15 protein-coding genes, 2 pseudogenes and 2 riboswitches are annotated in these 17,530 nt (G+C 71.4%); of the genes and pseudogenes, 3 read left to right on the top strand and 14 right to left on the bottom strand.

What is annotated here, in order from left to right; translation table 11 throughout:
* Positions 1–670, top strand: a pseudogene (locus GT045_RS02365) (5-methyltetrahydropteroyltriglutamate--homocysteine S-methyltransferase); the annotation flags it as partial.
* Between the two features lie 87 nt (positions 671–757).
* On the opposite strand, the gene GT045_RS02360 reads toward GT045_RS02365, so the two are convergent.
* From GT045_RS02360 to GT045_RS02350, 3 genes are read right to left on the bottom strand one after another with little or no spacing between them, the layout of a single operon-like run.
* Complete coding sequence (locus GT045_RS02360; RefSeq protein ID WP_161333134.1) at positions 758–1,894, bottom strand: bifunctional 2-methylcitrate synthase/citrate synthase; 1,137 nt, start codon at positions 1,892–1,894, stop codon at positions 758–760.
* A 19-nt stretch (positions 1,895–1,913) separates the two neighbouring features.
* The gene (gene prpB / locus GT045_RS02355; RefSeq protein ID WP_161333133.1) at positions 1,914–2,819 is read right to left on the bottom strand and encodes a methylisocitrate lyase; all 906 of its coding nucleotides are present in this window, start codon (positions 2,817–2,819) and stop codon (positions 1,914–1,916) included.
* Positions 2,819–4,327, bottom strand: a complete 1,509-nt coding sequence (locus GT045_RS02350; protein WP_161333132.1) for an MmgE/PrpD family protein — start codon at positions 4,325–4,327, stop codon at positions 2,819–2,821. The genes prpB and GT045_RS02350 overlap by 1 nt, the downstream gene beginning before the upstream one ends.
* Positions 4,328–4,516: 189 nt before the next feature.
* Here GT045_RS02350 and GT045_RS02345 point away from each other — a divergent pair, with 189 nt between their 5' ends.
* Positions 4,517–5,959: a short-chain fatty acyl-CoA regulator family protein gene (locus GT045_RS02345; protein ID WP_161333131.1), complete on the top strand. Its 1,443-nt coding sequence runs from the start codon at positions 4,517–4,519 to the stop codon at positions 5,957–5,959.
* Between the two features lie 11 nt (positions 5,960–5,970).
* Positions 5,971–6,263 (top strand): annotated as a pseudogene (locus GT045_RS39405) (histidine phosphatase family protein); the annotation flags it as partial.
* 37 nt (positions 6,264–6,300) lie between these two features.
* Here GT045_RS39405 and GT045_RS02340 read toward each other — a convergent pair.
* The 11 genes from GT045_RS02340 to GT045_RS02290 all read right to left on the bottom strand — a co-directional run bounded on the left by GT045_RS02340 (position 6,301) and on the right by GT045_RS02290 (position 17,529).
* A complete protein-coding gene (locus GT045_RS02340; RefSeq protein WP_161286861.1) occupies positions 6,301–6,630 on the bottom strand; it encodes a hypothetical protein in 330 nt (109 codons plus the stop codon).
* Positions 6,631–6,778: 148 nt separating this feature from the next.
* On the bottom strand, positions 6,779–7,531 hold the full coding sequence (locus tag GT045_RS02335; RefSeq protein WP_161333130.1) for a CbtA family protein: 753 nt from the start codon (positions 7,529–7,531) through the stop codon (positions 6,779–6,781).
* A 21-nt stretch (positions 7,532–7,552) separates the two neighbouring features.
* Complete coding sequence (locus tag GT045_RS02330; protein WP_161333129.1) at positions 7,553–7,774, bottom strand: CbtB-domain containing protein; 222 nt, start codon at positions 7,772–7,774, stop codon at positions 7,553–7,555.
* A gap of 36 nt (positions 7,775–7,810) precedes the next feature.
* Positions 7,811–7,956, bottom strand: a riboswitch (cobalamin riboswitch).
* 76 nt (positions 7,957–8,032) lie between these two features.
* On the bottom strand, positions 8,033–8,824 hold the full coding sequence (locus GT045_RS02325; protein ID WP_161333128.1) for an enoyl-CoA hydratase: 792 nt from the start codon (positions 8,822–8,824) through the stop codon (positions 8,033–8,035).
* Entirely contained in the window at positions 8,821–9,717 is an 897-nt protein-coding gene (gene mmsB / locus GT045_RS02320; RefSeq protein ID WP_161333127.1) for a 3-hydroxyisobutyrate dehydrogenase, read from the bottom strand. The genes GT045_RS02325 and mmsB overlap by 4 nt, the downstream gene beginning before the upstream one ends.
* Entirely contained in the window at positions 9,714–10,790 is a 1,077-nt protein-coding gene (locus GT045_RS02315) for an enoyl-CoA hydratase/isomerase family protein (RefSeq protein ID WP_161333126.1), read from the bottom strand. Before GT045_RS02315 ends, mmsB begins: the two co-directional genes overlap by 4 nt.
* On the bottom strand, positions 10,787–11,935 hold the full coding sequence (locus tag GT045_RS02310; protein WP_161333125.1) for an acyl-CoA dehydrogenase family protein: 1,149 nt from the start codon (positions 11,933–11,935) through the stop codon (positions 10,787–10,789). The genes GT045_RS02315 and GT045_RS02310 overlap by 4 nt, the downstream gene beginning before the upstream one ends.
* A gap of 7 nt (positions 11,936–11,942) precedes the next feature.
* On the bottom strand, positions 11,943–13,466 hold the full coding sequence (locus GT045_RS02305) for a CoA-acylating methylmalonate-semialdehyde dehydrogenase (RefSeq protein ID WP_161333124.1): 1,524 nt from the start codon (positions 13,464–13,466) through the stop codon (positions 11,943–11,945).
* A 226-nt stretch (positions 13,467–13,692) separates the two neighbouring features.
* Positions 13,693–13,878, bottom strand: a riboswitch (cobalamin riboswitch).
* A 50-nt stretch (positions 13,879–13,928) separates the two neighbouring features.
* Positions 13,929–14,753, bottom strand: coding sequence for an ECF transporter S component (locus GT045_RS02300; protein WP_161333123.1), 825 nt, complete (start codon positions 14,751–14,753; stop codon positions 13,929–13,931).
* Entirely contained in the window at positions 14,750–16,396 is a 1,647-nt protein-coding gene (locus GT045_RS02295) for an ABC transporter ATP-binding protein (RefSeq protein ID WP_161333122.1), read from the bottom strand. The genes GT045_RS02300 and GT045_RS02295 overlap by 4 nt, the downstream gene beginning before the upstream one ends.
* On the bottom strand, positions 16,393–17,529 hold the full coding sequence (locus GT045_RS02290) for an energy-coupling factor transporter transmembrane component T (RefSeq protein WP_161333137.1): 1,137 nt from the start codon (positions 17,527–17,529) through the stop codon (positions 16,393–16,395). The genes GT045_RS02295 and GT045_RS02290 overlap by 4 nt, the downstream gene beginning before the upstream one ends.
* Position 17,530: the final 1 nt, after the last annotated feature.

Genomic DNA, 17,530 nt, shown 5'->3' with positions numbered 1-17,530 from the left:
CTGGACGACGTACGCCCAGTCCCTCACGAGCCGCCCGGTCAAGGGCATGCTGACCGGACCGGTCACCATGCTCGCCTGGCCCTTCGTCCGCGACGACCAGCCCCTCGCCGACACCGCACGCCAGGTCGCCCTCGCCCTGCGCGACGAGGTGAACGACCTCGAAGCAGCCGGCACCTCGGTGATCCAGGTGGACGAGCCGGCGCTGCGCGAGACCCTGCCGCCGCGCGCCGCCGACCGTCCGGCGTACCTGGACTGGGCGACCGAAGCCTTCCGGCTCACCACCAGCGGTGTGCGGCCGGACACCCGGATCCACACCCACATGTGCTACGCCGAGTTCGGTGACATCGTCCGGGCCATCGACGACCTCGACGCCGACGTCATCAGCCTGGAGGCCGCCCGCTCCCACATGCAGGTCGCCCGCGAACTCGCCTCCCACGGCTACCCGCGCGAGGCCGGACCCGGCGTCTACGACATCCACTGCCCGCGCGTCCCGAGCGCCGAGGAGGCCGCCGGCCTGCTCCGCACCGGGCTGAAGGCGATCCCAGCCGAACGGCTCTGGGTCAACCCCGGCTGCGGCCTGAAGACCCGCGGCCGGCCCGAGACCCGCGCCTCCCTGGAGAACCTGGTCGCCGCCGCCCGCACCGTCCGCGGCGAGTTGCCGGACGCGTGACCTGACCGGACACTTCAGTGGGCCGGGACGCCATGAGCGTCCCGGCCCTGATGTGTCCCCCGTACGGAACGTCGCAGCCGCGTGTCCCTACTCGGCCGTCGGCACCGGCCGCTGCTCCGGGCCCGTGTACGAGGCGAGGGGACGGATCAGCGCATTGTGGGCGAGCTGTTCGGTGATGTGGGCGGTCCAGCCGGTGATGCGGCTCATCACGAAGATCGGGGTGAAGGTGGGGGTGTCGAAGCCCATCAGGTGGTACGCGAGGCCGGCCGGGTAGTCCAGGTTGGGATGGATGCCCTTGCGGGTGAGCACGGCGTGCCGCAGGGCCGCGTGCAGGGTGGCGAGGCGGGTCACCTCAGGATCCGCCGCACGGGCGACCAGGCGGTCCAGTGCGTCCTGCATGATGGGCACGCGGGAGTCACCGTGCTTGTAGACGCGGTGGCCGAAGCCCATGATCTTCCGCTTGTCGGCGAGCGCCTGGTGCAACCACGTCTCGGCACGCTGCGGGTCGCCGATCTCATCGAGCATGTTCATCACGGCCTCGTTGGCTCCGCCGTGCAAGGGGCCCTTGAGAGCGCCGATGGCGGCGGTGACCGCGCTGTAGAGGTCGGAGAGCGTGGACGTCACCACGCGAGCGGTGAACGTGGAGGCGTTGAAGCTGTGTTCGGCGTACAGCGTGAGAGAGATCTCGAAGCAGCGGACCACCTCCGGAGCGGGAACGCCGCCGAGACACATGTGGAAGAAGTTCTCCGCGTATCCGAGGTCCGGGTCCGGCGGAATCGGGGTGAGGCCGCGCCGGCGTCGCTGGTCGGCCGCCACCACGGTGGGCAGTTTCGCCAGCAGAGTCAGGGACTTGGCGCGGTTGGCGGAGAGAGTGCCGTCGTCCTCGATGGGGTCCTCGGCGCCGAAGAGGCTGACGGCCGTGCGCAGCACGTCCATCGGGTGGCATGTCCGGGGGAGACGGGCGAGCAGTTCGGAGGTGGTGCGGTCCAGGGGGCGCAGCGCGCGTTCGCGGGCCTGGAAGTCGCGCAGCTGGGAGGCGTCCGGGAGTTCGCCGTGCCACAACAGGTGGGCGACCTCCTCGAAGGAGCGGTGGGCGGCGAGGTCCTGGACCGGGTAGCCGCGGTAGGTGAGTGAGTTGCTCTCCTGGATGACGGTGGAGATCCGGGTGGTGTCGACGACGACACCGGCGAGGCCGCGGTGGATCGCGGGTGCGGTGCTGGTCATGGCGGATGCCTCCGGTGCGTCAGGTGCCGGGCGGGGGGGTGAAGTCGTACACGGCCGAGTCGAAGGCCGTGTACTGCTCGTAGCCGAGGAGTTCGTAGAGGCGGGAGCGGGTCTGCATGCGGGGCAGCAGGGATTCCTGGGTGCCTTCTGCGGCGAGGGTGCGCAGACCGTCCTCGACGGCGCCCATGGCCAGGCGGAGCAGGGTGACGGGGTAGAGGGCGATGTCGTAGCCGAGGTTCTCCAGCGTGCGCGCGTCCAGCAGTCGGCCCTTGCCGAACTCGGTCATGTTGGCGAGGAGCGGGACGGGGACGGCCTTGCGGAGTGTCTCGAACTCCCGCTCGTCGGCGAGGGCTTCAGGGAAGAGCGCGTCGGCGCCGGCGTCCACGTATGCCTTCGCACGGTCGATCGCGGCTCCCAGACCCTCGACGGCCCGCGCGTCGGTGCGGGCCATGAGGAGGAAGTCCGGGTCCCGGCGGGCATCCACCGCGGCGCGGATACGGCGGCTCATCTCCTCGCGCGGGACCACCGACTTGCCGTCGAGGTGCCCGCAGCGTTTGGGGTTGACCTGGTCCTCCAGGTGGAGTCCGGCGAGGCCGGCGTCCTCCATCAGCTGGACGGTGCGGGCGGCGTTCACCGGTTCGCCGAAACCGGTGTCGGCGTCGATCAGGACGGGCAGGTCGGTCACCCTCGTGGTCTGCTGGGCTCGGGCCGCGACCTCCGTGGAGGTGGTCAGGCCGATGTCGGGCAGGCCCAGGTCGGCGGCGAGGACGGCGCCGGAGAGATAGGCGGCCTCGAATCCGGTGTCCTGGATCAGGCGGGCGGACAGCGGATTGACGGCACCGGGCATGACGAGGACCCGGTTGTCGGCCAGTCGTTCCCTGAGTGCCCGGCGGCGCTGAGCGGGCGTGGTCCGGGTGTGCAGCATCAGAAGAGGCCCTTCGGCAGGCCCGCGTCGTACGCGGCGACGGCGGCGGTGTCGACGACCGGGAACAGGCCGCTCAGTTCGGCGGAGGACAGTTCGGCCAGGCGCTCGGCGTCGGCCAGGAAGCGGTCCTGATCGGCCGGTGCCACGACTCCCTCGGTGAGAGTACGGAACTTGCCCGCGTAGGCGGGCCGGTCGAAGGGGCGGGCCCCGGCGGGGTGGGCGTCGGCGACGGCCAGCTCGTCCTCGATCACGGACCCGTCCTCCAGGGTGATCACCGCGCGTCCGCCGAAGGCCCGGCGGTCCGGGTCGGGGTGGTGGTAGCGGCGGGTCCACTCCGGGTCCTCGACTGTCGTGATCTTTCGCCACAGCGCGACGGTCTCCGGGCGCCGGGCGCGCTCGGGGGCGTAGGAACGCTCGTGGTGCCAGGTCCCGTCCTCAAGGGCGACGGCGAAGATGTAGGGCACGGAGTGGTCGAGGGTCTCGCGGCTGGCCGCGGGGTCGTACTTCTGGGGGTCGTTCGCGCCGGATCCGATCACACGGTGGGTGTGGTGGCTGGTGTGCAGGACCACGGAGCGCACCCGGTCCAGCGGGCCGGTCTTCTCCCGCAGCCGCCGGGCCAGGTCGATGATCGCCTGGGCCTGGTACTCGGCGGAGTGCTCCTTGGTGTAGGTGTCGAGAATGGCCCGCCGTGGATCGCCGGGCTCGGGGAGCAGCACGGTGTAGCCGGACTCGGGGCCGTCGAGCATCCAGGCGAGGAAGCCGTCCTCGCCCTCGTAGACGGGTGACGGGGAGGTCTCCCCACGCATGGCCCTGTCGACGGCCTCCACGGCCGCCTTGCCGGCGAAGGCGGGCGCGAACGCCTTCCAGCTGGAGATCTCGCCCTTGCGGGACTGCCGGGTGGCTGTCGTGGTGTGCACGGCCTGCTGGACGGCCTGGTAGACCGTCTCGGTGGGCAGCCGCAGCAGGGCACCCAGGCCGCAGGCGGTGGCCGCGCTCAGGTGGGCCACATGGTCGATGCGGTGCTCGTGCAGGCAGATGCCCTTCACCAGGGCGACATGGATCTCGTAGGCGGCGACGATCCCCCGCAGCAGGTCGGCACCCGCGCGGCCGGTGTGCTGAGCCACGGCGAGCAGCGGCGGGATGTTGTCGCCGGGATGGGAGTAGTCCGCCGCCAGATAGGTGTCGTGGAAGTCCAGCTCGCGCACGGCGGTGCCGTTGGCCCAGGCGGCCCACTCCGGCGAGACCCGGGCGTGGGTCCCGAAGACCGAGGCCCCTCGTCCGGCCGCACCGTGAGCGGTGGCCTGGGCGCGGGCGACGGCGACCGGCCGGCGCAGCAACGAGGCCACGGCGACCGAAGCGTTGTCGATCACCCGGTTGACGGCCATGGCGCCGCTGCCGGCGTCCAGACGCTCGGTGCTCGTGGCCACCGCCGCGAGCTTCCAGGCGAGTTGGTCCTCGCGGGGCAACCGGTCGGCGCTGGGGTGGACACGGACGTGGTGCTCGGTCACGGGACTCCTCGCGATGTCGGGCGGCAGTGCTGAAGGCGGCTGACGTGAGAGAGCCTTCCCGGCGACCGGCCATCGGGCCACCGCTCCACAGTGCGGAATGTGTACAGCGCGGAGCTGCGAATCTGCGAAAACTGCGAATTCTGCGGATGCTATGTTCGCAAGGAGGCAAGCTGACGGGGAGGTGCGCCCATGGCCCGACGACCGGCGGACCGGAAGATCTACGCCCACGCCAAGCTGCGTCGGCTGCGCCGTGAGCACGGTATGAACCAGGTCGACATGGCCCGCGCCCTCGGCATCTCCACGAGTTACGCCAACCAGATCGAACAGAGCCAACGCCCGCTCACGGCACCCGTACTGCTGCGGATCGCCCAGGTCTTCGGTGTCGACACCGAGTTCTTCTCCGAGGCCGACGACGACCGGCTCGCCATCGACCTGCGAGCCGCGCTCGCCGACGAGGCGTGCGGGGTGTCACTGCCGGCCGACGACGAAGTCTCCGCCGCCGTCAGGGACCATCCGGAAGTGGCCCGTGCCCTGGTCGCGCTGCACCACAGATACCGCGACACGGCCGAACAGGCTGCCGCCCTCGCCGTACCGGGGACCGACGGAACACTGCTGCCTCACGGCGAGCCGCACGACGAGGTCCGGGACTTCTTCTACGCCCACCACAACCACTTCGAGCCGCTGGACAGCGAGGCCGGACAGCTGGCGGCGGCGCTGGAGCTGCGGCCGGGCCGGGCGGCCGACCCGATCACCGCTCGGCTCGCCGAACGGCACGGTGTGCGTGTCGTGCAAGCAGCTCCCGACCACTCCCCCGACGCCCGCCGCTACGATCCGCAGACCGGGGTGCTGTTCCTCTCCCCCTGGCTCAGCGACGGTCAGCGGGCCTTCCAGCTCGCCACCCAGCTGGCGTTGCTGGAGCACGGCCCGCTGCTCGGCCGACTCTCCGACAGTGCCGCTGAACTGACGTCACCGGAGTCGTCGGCGCTGGCGCGTATCGGTCTGGCCAACTACTTCGCGGGCGCTCTGCTGATGCCCTACACCGCCTTCCACACCATCGCCGAGGAGGTGCGGTACGACGTCGAGTTGCTGTCCGCCCGCTTCGGCGTCGGATTCGAGACGGTCTGCCACCGCCTGAGCACGCTGCAACGCAGCGGCAGCCGAGGCGTGCCGTTCTCCTTCCTGCGGGTCGACCGGGCGGGCAACATCTCCAAGCGGCAGTCGGCCACCGACTTCCATTTCTCCCGGCTGGGCGGCACCTGCCCGCTGTGGACGGTCTACGAGGCGTTCTCCGCGCCGGGCCGGATCCTGACACAGGTGGCGGAGATGCCGGACGGGAAGCGGTACTTCTGGGTCGCGCGGACCATCGTCCGAGGTGGCTTCGGCCACCACGCGCCACGCGCCGAGTTCGCCGTGGCACTCGGCTGCGAGCTGCGGCACGCGCACCGGCTCGTCTACGCGGAGGGCATCGCCCTGGACGATCCCCGCGCCGCGACACCCATCGGCCTGGGCTGCCGGATCTGCGAGCGCCGCGACTGCGCGCAGCGGGCCCGCCCGCCGGCCGGCGGGCGCCTGGCCATCGACCCGGACCGGCGTACGTACGTGCCGTACGCGGTGGACACCCACGCCCCATGACACCGACAGCCGGAGCCACCGAGCCGGAAGCCGTGGCCCGCTGGCTCACCGACCCGGGGAGCGCACCGCACGGGGGTGAGTCCGTACAGGTTCCGTGCGGGAGAGTCGCGCGGTGGCTGGAGGAGGCGGGGCTGTCGAGGGTCGTGTGCTCGCTGTGGCCGGGCCGGAGGTGGCGCGGGCGGCGATCAGTGCGGCGTGGGACATACCCGCCGCTGTCTTCTGACGCCTCGATGTGCCTCCCCTCACGTTGACCGAGCTCAGCGGCCGGCCTGGGCGCTGGAATCTGCGGCTCGGGCGCCCCCTGGCCGTGCCGGACGTCGACCAGGACTCGTCACCGACATTCAGGACGCCGGATCCCGGTGACGGCGCAGCAACGCCGCCAGCTCGCAGCGGAGGCAGGAACCAGTCTGGGCGGACGTACTTTCGGCACAGGGCGCCGACGACGTGTGGGCCCGCCCGGTGCAGTCCTCCCCCTGTGAGGCGATCAGGGCCTCCAGGTCATGGAGCAGTTGTTCGGTGCGCTTGGCCTGCTGGGCGAGGACCCGTACCCGGGCGCTCTGGCCGCCGATCTGCCGTCGGCTGGCGATGAGCTGGTCGTATTCCTCCCGGGTGAGGGCGACCGCCTCACGGCCGCCGAGGGTGATGTGGCGCGGCTGGGGGGTTCTGGCCACTCGGTTCCTCCGCTCATCGGCCGGGTGGTCCGCGTCGGGTCGGGCTGCACTGTCGAGCCGTACGCACTCTTGAGGTGGGACTCGGTGTCCGGAGAACGCCAGAGGGCCCCCGGATGGTTCCGAAGGGCCCTCTGTTGTCCGGAAGGAATCAGTGCGCGGCCGGAACCGCGCTGCCGCTGGTGGCCGCTGCCGGCTTGGGGGCCAGCAGGCGTTCCGCCAGTTCACCGAAGAGCAGACCGAAGCCGGCCCACAGGGCGGACTGGATGGCCAGTGCGGACAGGCGGAACCGCCACAGCAGGGCGGCCGGGAAGTCCTTCGGCACCTCGTTGATGACGGGCAGGAACGCGTAGGCCAGACCGATCACGACGGCGAAGGCGGCCACCGCGACGACCGTCGCCCACCAGGTGCCCAGGCTGGGCGCCAGGCGCTTGCCCAGGATGGTCGCGGCGACCGCGAGGAGGACGCTGAGCAGCATCATCAGGAAGTACAGCGTGGTCCGCTTGCCGATGGTGTCGGGGTCGCCGACCGAGGGCGGGTTCGCCGGGTACTTCAGGAACGGCACGACGTAGACGGCGAGCAGGGCGCAGCCGGACAGCAGCAGCGCGGTCGCCCGCGGGCCGAAGCGGCCCACGCGGCCGAGCGCGAAGCAGTACGCGAGCGCGGCGATGCCGCCGAAGGCGACCCCGTAGACGAGGACGCCGGTGGCGAGGCCCGCGGTGGACTGCAGGGAGCGGGAGACGACTTCCATCTCGTGCTCGTGGGAGTGGGCGTCCTCGAAGGCGATCGCCTTGTCGACGCTCGGCTCACCGAGGAGGTAGGCGACGACGAGGGCGAGCACGCCGGCGGCAAGGCCGGCGAGCATGCCCCGCACGAGGAGGTTTCTTACCGTTGCGGAGTTCATGGGTGTGCGGCGTCCCTCGCGTCAGTGGCAGGGGAAGCCGAGCAGGTGGCGGGCGTCGTGCACCCACTCGTGGACGTCGGTGCCGTTGACCACGGAGGTGGCGCCCTGCTCGGCGCCGACGAAGTAGAGCAGGACCAGCATCAGGACGCCGAAGAAGACCGCCCAGGGAGCTATCGCCTTCAACGGCAGCTTGGCGGGGATGGCGGGAGTGCTGGCTGTCGGCTGGGCGACGGTCTGCGCCATGGCAGGGCCTCCTCTGGGAGTTCGCGTCCCATCTCGGTGGTGCACAGGACGACGGCCACGGGTCTGACTCACGCAACACCCCAGGAAGGGGTCCCGCATACAGTGGCGCGACCGTGCCGGATTCCCACCGGCTTCCGTCTCGCCGTCGTCGATATCGGACAGACCGTACCGCGTGACGCATGCACGGCCAAGACCGCGTCCGCCCGGCGTGATCTTCCTCTCCCACCGGACGGACGGTACGGGCATGGGCTTCGTGGTTCAGCGGTGCCGGAACACCGGTGGTCGTCTGCCGACGAACGCCCCCATGCCTTCCTTCTGGTCGGCGGTCGCGAACACGGCGTGGAACAGACGGCGTTCGAAGCGGACGCCTTCCGTGAGGGTGGTCTCGAAGGCCCGCCCGACCGCTTCCTTGGCCATCATCGCGACCGGCAGCGACATGCCGGCGACCGTCTCGGCTACGGCCAGGGCTTCGCCGAGCAGGTCGTCGGCAGGGACTACGCGGGAGACCAGTCCGGCTCGCTCGGCTTCGGTCGCGTCCATGGTGCGCCCGGTCAGGCACAGCTCCATGGCCTTGGCCTTGCCGACGGCACGGGTCAGGCGCTGGGAGCCGCCGATGCCGGGGATCACCCCCAGCTTGATCTCGGGCTGGCCGAAGACGGCCGTGTCGGCGGCGAGCAGGATGTCGCAGAGCATGGCGAGCTCACAGCCTCCTCCCAGGGCGTATCCGGCGACGGCGGCCACGGTGGGCGTACGCAGTTGTCCGAGGCGGTCCCAGGCGGCGAACCAGTCGGCCAGGTACATGTCCATGTATCCCTGTGGCTGCATCTCCTTGATGTCGGCACCGGCCGCGAACGCCTTCGCCGAACCGGTGATCACGATGCAGCCACAGCCCGGGTCCCGGTCGAGGGCCTCGGTCGCCGCGACGACTTCGTTCATGACCTGGAGGTCGAGGGCGTTGAGTGCCCTGGGCCGGTTCAGGGTGAGCAGGGCGGTCCGGCCCTTGCGCTCGACCAGGATCGTCTCGTACTCGGCGGCCGGTTCCGTGGTCATCCCTCAGCTCCGCTCTGGTCCCTGATCGTGCGTACGATGCCGGAGAAGTCCTCCGTGGCACCGGCTCGCTCGGCATAGGCGGAGTACAACTCGGCGGCTCTTAGGCCGAGTTCCGCGTGCACTCCGCCCGCCCTGGCCGCGTTGGCCGCGAGCCCCAGGTCCTTGGCCATCAAGGAGGCGGCGAATCCCGGACGGTAGTCCCGGTTGGCCGGGCTGGTCGGCACGGGCCCGGGAACGGGGCAGTTGACGCTGAGGGCCCAGCACTGCCCGGATGCCGTCGAGGCCACGTCGTACAGGGCCTGGTGGGACAGGCCGAGGCTCTCGGCGAGGACGAACGCCTCACTGACGGCGATCATGGAGACCCCGAGGATCATGTTGTTGCAGATCTTGGCCGCCTGCCCGGCACCCGCACCCCCGCAGTGGACGGCCTTCTTGCCCATGGCTTCGAGCAGCGGAAGCGCCTCGGCGAACGCGGTCTCTCCCCCGCCGGCCATGAAGGTGAGGGTGGCCGCTTCGGCTCCCACGACTCCGCCGGAGACCGGTGCGTCCAGGGTTCGCATTCCGGCGGCTGCCGCGCGGTCGTGGGCGGCACGGGCGTCGGCGACATCGATGGTGGAGCAGTCGATGAACAGGGTGCCGGGCCGGGCGGCGGGCAGAAGGGTGTCGTAGAGGTCCAGGACATGGCGGCCCGCGGGAAGCATGGTGATGACCGCGTCGGCGTCGGCGACCGCGGCGGCCGCCGACGGCGCGGGTTCCACGCCTGCCCGCGCGGCGCTGTCCACGGCCTCGGGCACGAGATCGTGACCGCGCACGCGGTGCCCGGCCTTGACCAGGTTGGCGGCCATGGGGGCTCCCATGTGCCCGAGGCCGATGAAGGCGACGGCAGGGCTCACCAGGCCACCTCCGTGGTCGCGTCCGGACCGGCGAGTCCGAGTTCGCGCTCACCGAGCGGAGCGAAGAAGCGTTCGACGTCGGCTTCGGTCACCTCGACCAGGGTGGCCGGCGACCAGCGCGGATCGCGGTCCTTGTCGATGACCTGGGCGCGGATGCCCTCCACGAGGTCCGGATGCCGCAGGGCGGCGCGGGAGACGCGGTACTCCTGGTCGAGGACGCGCTCCAGCGGGCCGAGGCGCCGGGCGCGGGACAGGGCGGCGAGGGTGACCTTGAGGGCGGTGGGCGACTTGGCGAGGAGGGTCTCGGCTGCTTCCTTGGCGTCCCGGCCGCCGTCGGCGAGCAACCGGTCGACGATCTCCTCGACCGTGCCAGCGGCGTAGCAGGAGTCGATCCACGCCCGTCGGCTGCCCAACTCGTCCTCGGGGGGCGGCTGTACATGGCGGCCCAGTGCGTCGCGCACGGGCATCTCGGCGAGGTCGTCGATGAATCCCCTCAGTGCCGCGGACGGCACGAAGTGGTCGGCGAGCCCGCAGAGCAGAGCGTCCCCCGCACCGATCCGTGCGCCGGTCAGCGCCAGGTGCGTGCCCAGTTCACCGGGCGCCAGGCCGAGCAGGTAGGTGCCGCCGACGTCCGGGACGAAGCCGATCCCGGTCTCCGGCATGGCGATCCGCGAGCGTTCGGTGACGATCCGGACGCTGCCGTGCGCGGACACTCCGACCCCGCCGCCCATGACGATGCCGTCCATGACGGCCACGTACGGCTTGGGGTAGCGGGCGATCCGGGCGTTGAGGCGGTACTCGTCGCGCCAGAAAGCGGCCGAGGCGGAGCCGTCGCCGTCGCGGGCGTCGTCGTGGATGCTGCGGATGTCGCCGCCCGCGCAGAGGCCCCGCTCCCCGGCACCGGTGATGACGACGGTCTCCACGGCCGGGTCGCGCTCCCAGTTGCCGAGCGCGTCGTCGATGCGGCGGACCATCTCGTGGCTGAGGGCGTTGAGGGCCTTGGGCCGGTTCAGGGTGATGTGGGCGGCCCGGCCGGTGGTGTGGAACAGGACGGGTTCGTCGGTGGCGGTCATCCGCACACCTCCGTCAGGCCGCGGGCCACGATGACGCGCATGATCTCGTTCGTTCCTTCCAGGATTTGGTGGACGCGCAGGTCTCGGACGATCTTCTCGATGCCGTACTCGCTGAGGTAGCCGTAGCCCCCGTGCAGCTGGAGTGCGCGGTCGGCGACCGAGTACCCGGTGTCGGTGGCGAACCGCTTCGCCATGGCGCACAGGTACGGTGCCTGCGGGTCGCCTCGGTCGAGGGCTCCCGCGGCCTGCTGGACCAGGGCACGGGCGGCGGCCAGCTCGGTGGCCATGTCGGCGAGGCGGAAGCGCAGCGCCTGCGCGTCGAGGAGCCGGGCGCCGAACGCCTCCCGGTCGGCGAGGTGGGCGAGGCTGCGGTCGAGGGCGCTGCGGGCGCCGCCGAGCGAGCAGGCGGCGATGCCGAGGCGGCCGCCGTTCAGGCCGTTCATGGCGATGCGGAAGCCCTCGCCCTCGCGGCCCACGAGCCGGTCGGCGGGCAGTCGTACGCCGTCCAGGACGACCTGGCGGGTCGGCTGGGCGTTCCAGCCCATCTTCCGTTCATCGGGGCCGAAGGTGAGCCCGGGGTCGTCCTTGTCGACGAGGAAGGCCGAGACGCCGTCAGGGCCGGCGCCGCCGGTACGGGCCATCACGACGTACACCTGAGAGGCGCCCGCGCCGGAGATGAACTGCTTGACGCCGGTCAGGACGTAGTGGTCGCCGTCGCGGACGGCCCTGGTGGTCAGCGCTGCCGCGTCGGAACCGGCGCCCGGTTCGGTCAGGCAGTAGCTGGCGAGGTCCTCCATGGCGCACAGGCGGGGCAGCCACCGGTCGCGCTGGGCGTCGTCGCCGTAGCGGTCGATCATCCAGGCGACCATGTTGTGGATGGAGAGGTATCCGGCGATGGACGGGCAGCCGGAGGCGAGGGTCTCGAAGACGAGCACGCCGTCGGTGCGGGTGAGGCCGGAACCGCCGGACTCCTCGCGGACGTAGACGCCGCCGAGTCCGATCCCGGCCGCCTTGCGCAGCACATCGACGGGGAAGTGCTTGTCGCGGTCCCAGTCCAGGGCGTGCGGCGCCAGGTGGTCCTGGGCGAAGTCGAGGGTGGTCTCGACGAGGGCCTGCTGGTCCTCGGTGAGCCAGGTGGTGGTCATACGGCACTCAGCCCATCGTGGGGATCGTGAAGCTGGCGCCCTCGCGCAGCCCGGCCGGCCAGCGGGAGGTGACGGTCTTGGTGCGGGTGTAGAAGCGGATCGCGTCCGGGCCGTGCTGGTTCAGGTCGCCGAATCCGGACCGCTTCCAGCCGCCGAAGGTGTGGTAGGCGACCGGCACCGGGATGGGCACGTTGACGCCGACCATGCCGGTGTTCACACGCCGGGTGAAGTCACGGGCCGTGTCCCCGTCGCGGGTGAAGATGGCGACGCCGTTTCCGTAGGTGTGCTCGCTGGGCAGGCGCAGGGCTTCCTCGTAGTCGGCGGCGCGCACGACCGACAGCACGGGGCCGAAGATCTCCTCCTGGTAGATGCGCATCGCCGGGGTGACCCGGTCGAACAGCGACGCCCCCGCGAAGAAGCCCTTCTCGTGACCGGGAAGCACGAAGCCCCGGCCGTCCACGACGAGTTCGGCGCCCTCTGCGACACCGAGGTCGATGTACTCGCGGACTCTGTCGACGGCGTCCCTGCCGACCAGCGGACCGAAGTCGGCCTGCGGGTCGTCGCTGCGGCCGATCCGCAGCGCGCCGATGCGCTCCTTCAGCCGGGCGACCAGCGCGTCGGCGGTGTCCTCGCCCACGGGGACGGCCACGGAGACGGCCATGCAGCGCTCGCCTGCCGAGCCGTACCCGGCGCCGATCAGGGCGTCCACCGCCTGGTCGAGATCGGCGTCCGGCATCACGATCATGTGGTTCTTGGCACCGCCGAAGCACTGGGCACGTTTGCCGTGGGCCGCGGCGGTCGCGTAGACGTGCGCGGCGACGGGGGTGGAACCGACGAAGCCGAGGGCGGCGACGCGGGGATCTTCCAGGAGGGTGTCGACCGCTTCCCTGGCGCCGTTGACGACGTTGAGGACGCCGGCCGGCAGGCCCGCCTCCAGGAACAGTTCCGCCAGCCTGAGGGGGACGGAGGGGTCGCGCTCGGACGGCTTGAGGATGAAGGCGTTGCCGCAGGCCAGGGCGGGCGCGGCCTTCCAGAGGGGAATCATCGCCGGGAAGTTGAACGGTGTGATGCCGGCGGCGACTCCGAGCGGGGCGCGCAGGGAGTGCACGTCGATGCCGGTGCCGGCGTTGTCGGTGAACTCGCCCTTGAGCAGATGCGGGATGCCTGCGGCGAACTCCACGACCTCCAGACCGCGCTGGATGTCACCGTGGGCATCGGCGATGGTCTTGCCGTGCTCGGACGACAACAGCCGGGCGAGCGCGTCCTTCTCCTGTTCGACGAGGTGCAGGAAGCGCAGCAGGACGCGGGCGCGGCGCTGCGGGTTCCACCCGCCCCACTCGCGCTGGGCGTCGACGGCGACGCTGATCGCCGCCTCGGTCTCGGCCCGGTCGGCCAGCGGCACGCGTGCCTGGACCTCGCCGGTGTTGGGGTCGTACACGTCGCCGTGGTTCCCCGAGGTTCCCGGGGTGTGCTTGCCACCGATGAAGTGGGTCAACTCACGTACGTCTGCGGAGTCGTTCGGACGGATCATGGGTGCCTGCTCTCGTCAGGTGCGGGTGATCCGGGATGGCGCGCCGAACCGGCACACAGGGACGCGGTGGCGTGCACGTGTGTGCGGGGGCAGCGCGAGAACGCGTATGGCGGGCGAACCGTCAGGCGGTGACGACGGGAATGCGGCGTGAGTGACGCCGGCGGCCGAGTCCGCCGGGATCGTGAATACGCAGCGGTGCCATGCGTGTCAGCTCCATCCTCGTGGACAACACGGAACATCCCGCGGCCGGTATCCTGACTCCCGGATCAGCGCGCGCCGTCCGCCTTCCCGACATCCAGCTCGTCAGTGGCGTCCTGCTCGACGGCGTACTCCCCGGTCACAGTGGCGGGACCGTGCCGGAATCACACCGGCTTCCCTGCACCGCGGGCCTACCCCTCGAATATATAGTTGGACGTCCTAGTAAATCCACCCCCGCAGGCCGGGTTCCGGTGGTGTTCGAGGTCAGCGGGGTTCGGATTCGGCCGTCCGGGGGGCCACGAATCGCACGGGCGCCCGGAAGCGGGCCTTGCGGGCGGCGCGCCGGAAGGTGGTCAGGACGGCGGGTCCGGCCAGCAGCACGCACACGAAATTGGTGACCGCCCGGCCGGTGTCCCAGCCCAGCGAGGTGGCCAGGTCGAACGCGACGTAGCGGTGCCACTGCTCGGTGAAGGGCAGGCCCGGCAGGTAGGCGATGGAACTGTGGGGGTCCAGGGAGAACGGCCAGAAGGAGAGGTTGAGCAGGAAGCCGAAGAGGTAGCCGGACAGCGAGCCGTACATGGCCAGCATCAGCACCTCGCGCCGGCCGCCCGCCCTGGGCAGGAACCCGGCGAGCATGCCCACGAAGGCGCAGCCGAACATCTGGTACGGCATCCAGGGCCCGACTCCCCCGGTGATCAGCGCGGAGGCGAACAGCGAGGTGCAGCCGAGGACGAAGCCGAAGCCGGGACCGTAGACCCGCCCCGCCAGGACCAGGACGAAGAAGACGGTCTCGATGCCCGCCGTTCCGGCGCCGAGCGGGCGCAGGGCGGCGTTGACGGCGGAGAGCACGCCCAGCATGGCGAGCGCCTTGGAGTCGATGCCTCCCTCGGCGATCTCCGAGAGGACCACGCACAGGACGAGCACCAGCAGGACGCCGAAGATCAGCGGGGGCGCGTAGTTCGAGCCGAACGTGCCCGGCGCGACCACGAACGGCCAGAAGAAGGCGACCAGTCCGAGGAAGGCGGCCAGCCCCATGACCACGCCGGCGCGTGGGGTCAGCCGGATGGCGGTGCCGGTGCGTGGGTTCATGGGCGTGCTCCCTCGTCACAGTCGGCGGCGAGTTCGTGTGCCACTTGGTGCACCGTCAGGAAAGGCAGCGGGGAGAGGATCTTCGCCGTCTGCGGGGCGAAGGTCGGCGAGGAGACGATGACGTCCGTGGTCGGGCCGTCGGCGACGACATCACCTTCGGCCATCACCACGACGCGGTCGGCGGCACGGGCGACGAATTCGACGTCGTGCGTGGAGACGACGACCGTACGGCCTTCCGCCGCGAGGGCGTCCACGATGCCGATCAGTGCCGTCTTGGCCTGGTAGTCCAGGCCCCGGGTCGGTTCGTCCAGCAGGACGACCCGGGGTGCGGCCGAGAGCTGGATGGCGAGGACCAGCGCGAGTTTCTGCCCCTCGGAGAGATCTCGGGGATGGCTGGCGTCGTCGATGCCGGGCGCGAGCCGGTCGAGCAGGGCGCGCGCCTTCGACTCGGTGCCCGACTCGGCGTCGGCCTGGTCGAGTTCCTGTTTGACGCTCTCCAGGTAGAGCAGGTCGGCCGGGGTCTGCGGAACCAGCCCGACGAGCCGACGGGCTTGGGCCGGCGGTACCGAGTGCGGGTCCGTCCCGCCGGTGTCGCCGGTCACCCGCACGCTTCCCGCCCGGCGTGGTCCGGAGCCCTGCAGGGCCCACAGCAGGGAGGATTTTCCGGAGCCGTTGCGGCCCATCAGCGCGGTGACCTCACCCGCGTGCAGGTCGAGGTCGACTTCGCGTACGGCGGCGACGCCCCGGTAGCTGACCGTGACGCCGCGGGCGCTCAGCAGCCGTGTCCGTTCGCCGTCCGTCAGCGGGGACCGCACGGGTACGGGCGCAACGTCGGCGAGCGTGGCCCGCAGTGGTGCGGCGGCGCGGCGGGCGTCACGGACGGACAGCGGCAGCGGTGACCACTTCGCGGTCCGGCCGAGTTCGACGATCGGTGGTGCGATCGTGGACGTCCGCAGGATCTCGGCGGGGGTGCCGATGTGGGCGTGGCCGTCGCCGGGCAGGTGGATGACGCGGTCCGCGTACTGGACGACGCGTTCGAGGCGGTGCTCGGCCATCAGGACGGTGACGCCGAGGTCGTGGACGAGCCGGGTGACGGCGGCGAGGACCTCCTCGGCCGCGGTGGGGTCGAGGGCGGACGTGGGTTCGTCCAGGACCAGGACGCGCGGGTGGGCGGTGAGGACCGAGCCGATGGCGACGCGCTGCTGCTGGCCGCCGGACAGTTCGTGCAGAGCGCGGTGGCGCAGGTCGGCGAGGCCGAGCAGGTCGAGGGTCTCCTCCACACGCTTGCGCATGGTCGCGGCTGGAACGGCCAACTGCTCCATCGTGTAGGCCAGTTCCTCCTCGACCGTGTCGGTGACGAAGCCGTCGGCCGGGTCCTGGCCGACGACGCCGACGACGTCGGCGAGTTCACGTGGGGGGTTCTCGGCGGTGTCGCGGCCGTCGACGGTGACGCGGCCGTACAGGGTGCCGCCGGTGAAGTGCGGCACCAGCCCGTTGACGGCACCGAGGAGCGTGGACTTGCCGACGCCGGTGTGCCCGACGACGAGGCACAGTTCGCCTTCCTCCACCGTGAGATCGACGTCGCGCAGGGCGGGCTCGGCCGCGTCCTCGTACTGGACGGTGACCTGGTCGAAGGTGATCACGGGTTGTCGGCTCTCTGGGCGGGGCTGGGCGGAGGGGCGAGGAAACCGGCCGTTCCGGCGAGGAGGACCGCGACGGTCGGGACGAGGGGAAGGTCCGGCCAGGACAGCGGGTAGTAGGTGGGGTTGAGCTGGGCCGGGTCGTAGCCGAGGTCGCTGAAGAGCAGGACGGCGGACAGCACTCCGCTGCCGGCGACGGCCCACTCGGGCAGGCTCCAGGGGTCGGGCCGGTACACGGTGCGGGTGACGCGCCGGCCACCGAGTCGCAGGCCCGCGACGCACAGGACGGCTCCGACGGCCATCGCCGGCAGCCCCAGGAGCGCCGGCGCCGAGGCGTCGAGCAGCCCGTACGCCCCCGCGCACAGCCCGCACATGCCCAGCAGCATCAGGGCACCCGTGACGCGGCGGGAGCGCCGGGTGGCGGTGCCCGCCCGGCCGTAGCCGCGCGAGTCCATGGCGGCCGCCAGCCGCAGGGAGCGTTCGAGCGCGTCTTCCAGGACGGGTACGACGATGCCGCGCAGCGCCTTCATCCCCTGTGTCCGTGCCGCGCGCAGCTTCTTGGCGCGGCCGACGCGTTGCACGCTCTGCACGAGCTGCGGCGCCACACTGATCGCGACGGTGACCGCCACTCCGAGTTCGTACAGGGCGCCGGGCAGCACCCGCAGGGCTCGTTTGGGGTTGGCGAGGGTGTTGGCGGCACCGATGCAGCACATCATGCAGGCCAGCCGCAGCCCGTCGGTGGCCGAGGACAGCAGCGCCTCCAGCGAGACCGGGCCGCCGATCCTGATACCCGCGTACCAGTCGGGAGTGGGCAGGTGCGGCAGGGAGAAGAGGAAGTGGTCGTGCGGGGTGATGCCGGTGGCGAACACGGCACGGAAGACGACGCGGATCGCCACGACCGTCAGGGCGAGCCAGAGGTAGTACTTGAAGCCCCGCGCCCACGGTGCCTCGGTGCGCCGGGCCGTGACGACGTAGCCGAGGACGGCGAGCACCAGGAACAGCAGCAGCGGGTTGTCGGTACGGCTGACGGCGGTGGCCAGGGCGACGGCCCACACCCACCAGGCGACGGGATGCAGCGTGCGCGGGAGGCGACGGCCGCCGCCGTCGGACACCGTGACGGCCGGCGACACCTCCATG

The organism is Streptomyces sp. SID486 (genome assembly GCF_009865385.1).
Lineage (GTDB): Bacteria > Actinomycetota > Actinomycetes > Streptomycetales > Streptomycetaceae > Streptomyces.
The sequence above is the reverse complement of the archived record's forward strand: the minus strand, read 5'-3'. Positions and strand labels throughout refer to the sequence as shown.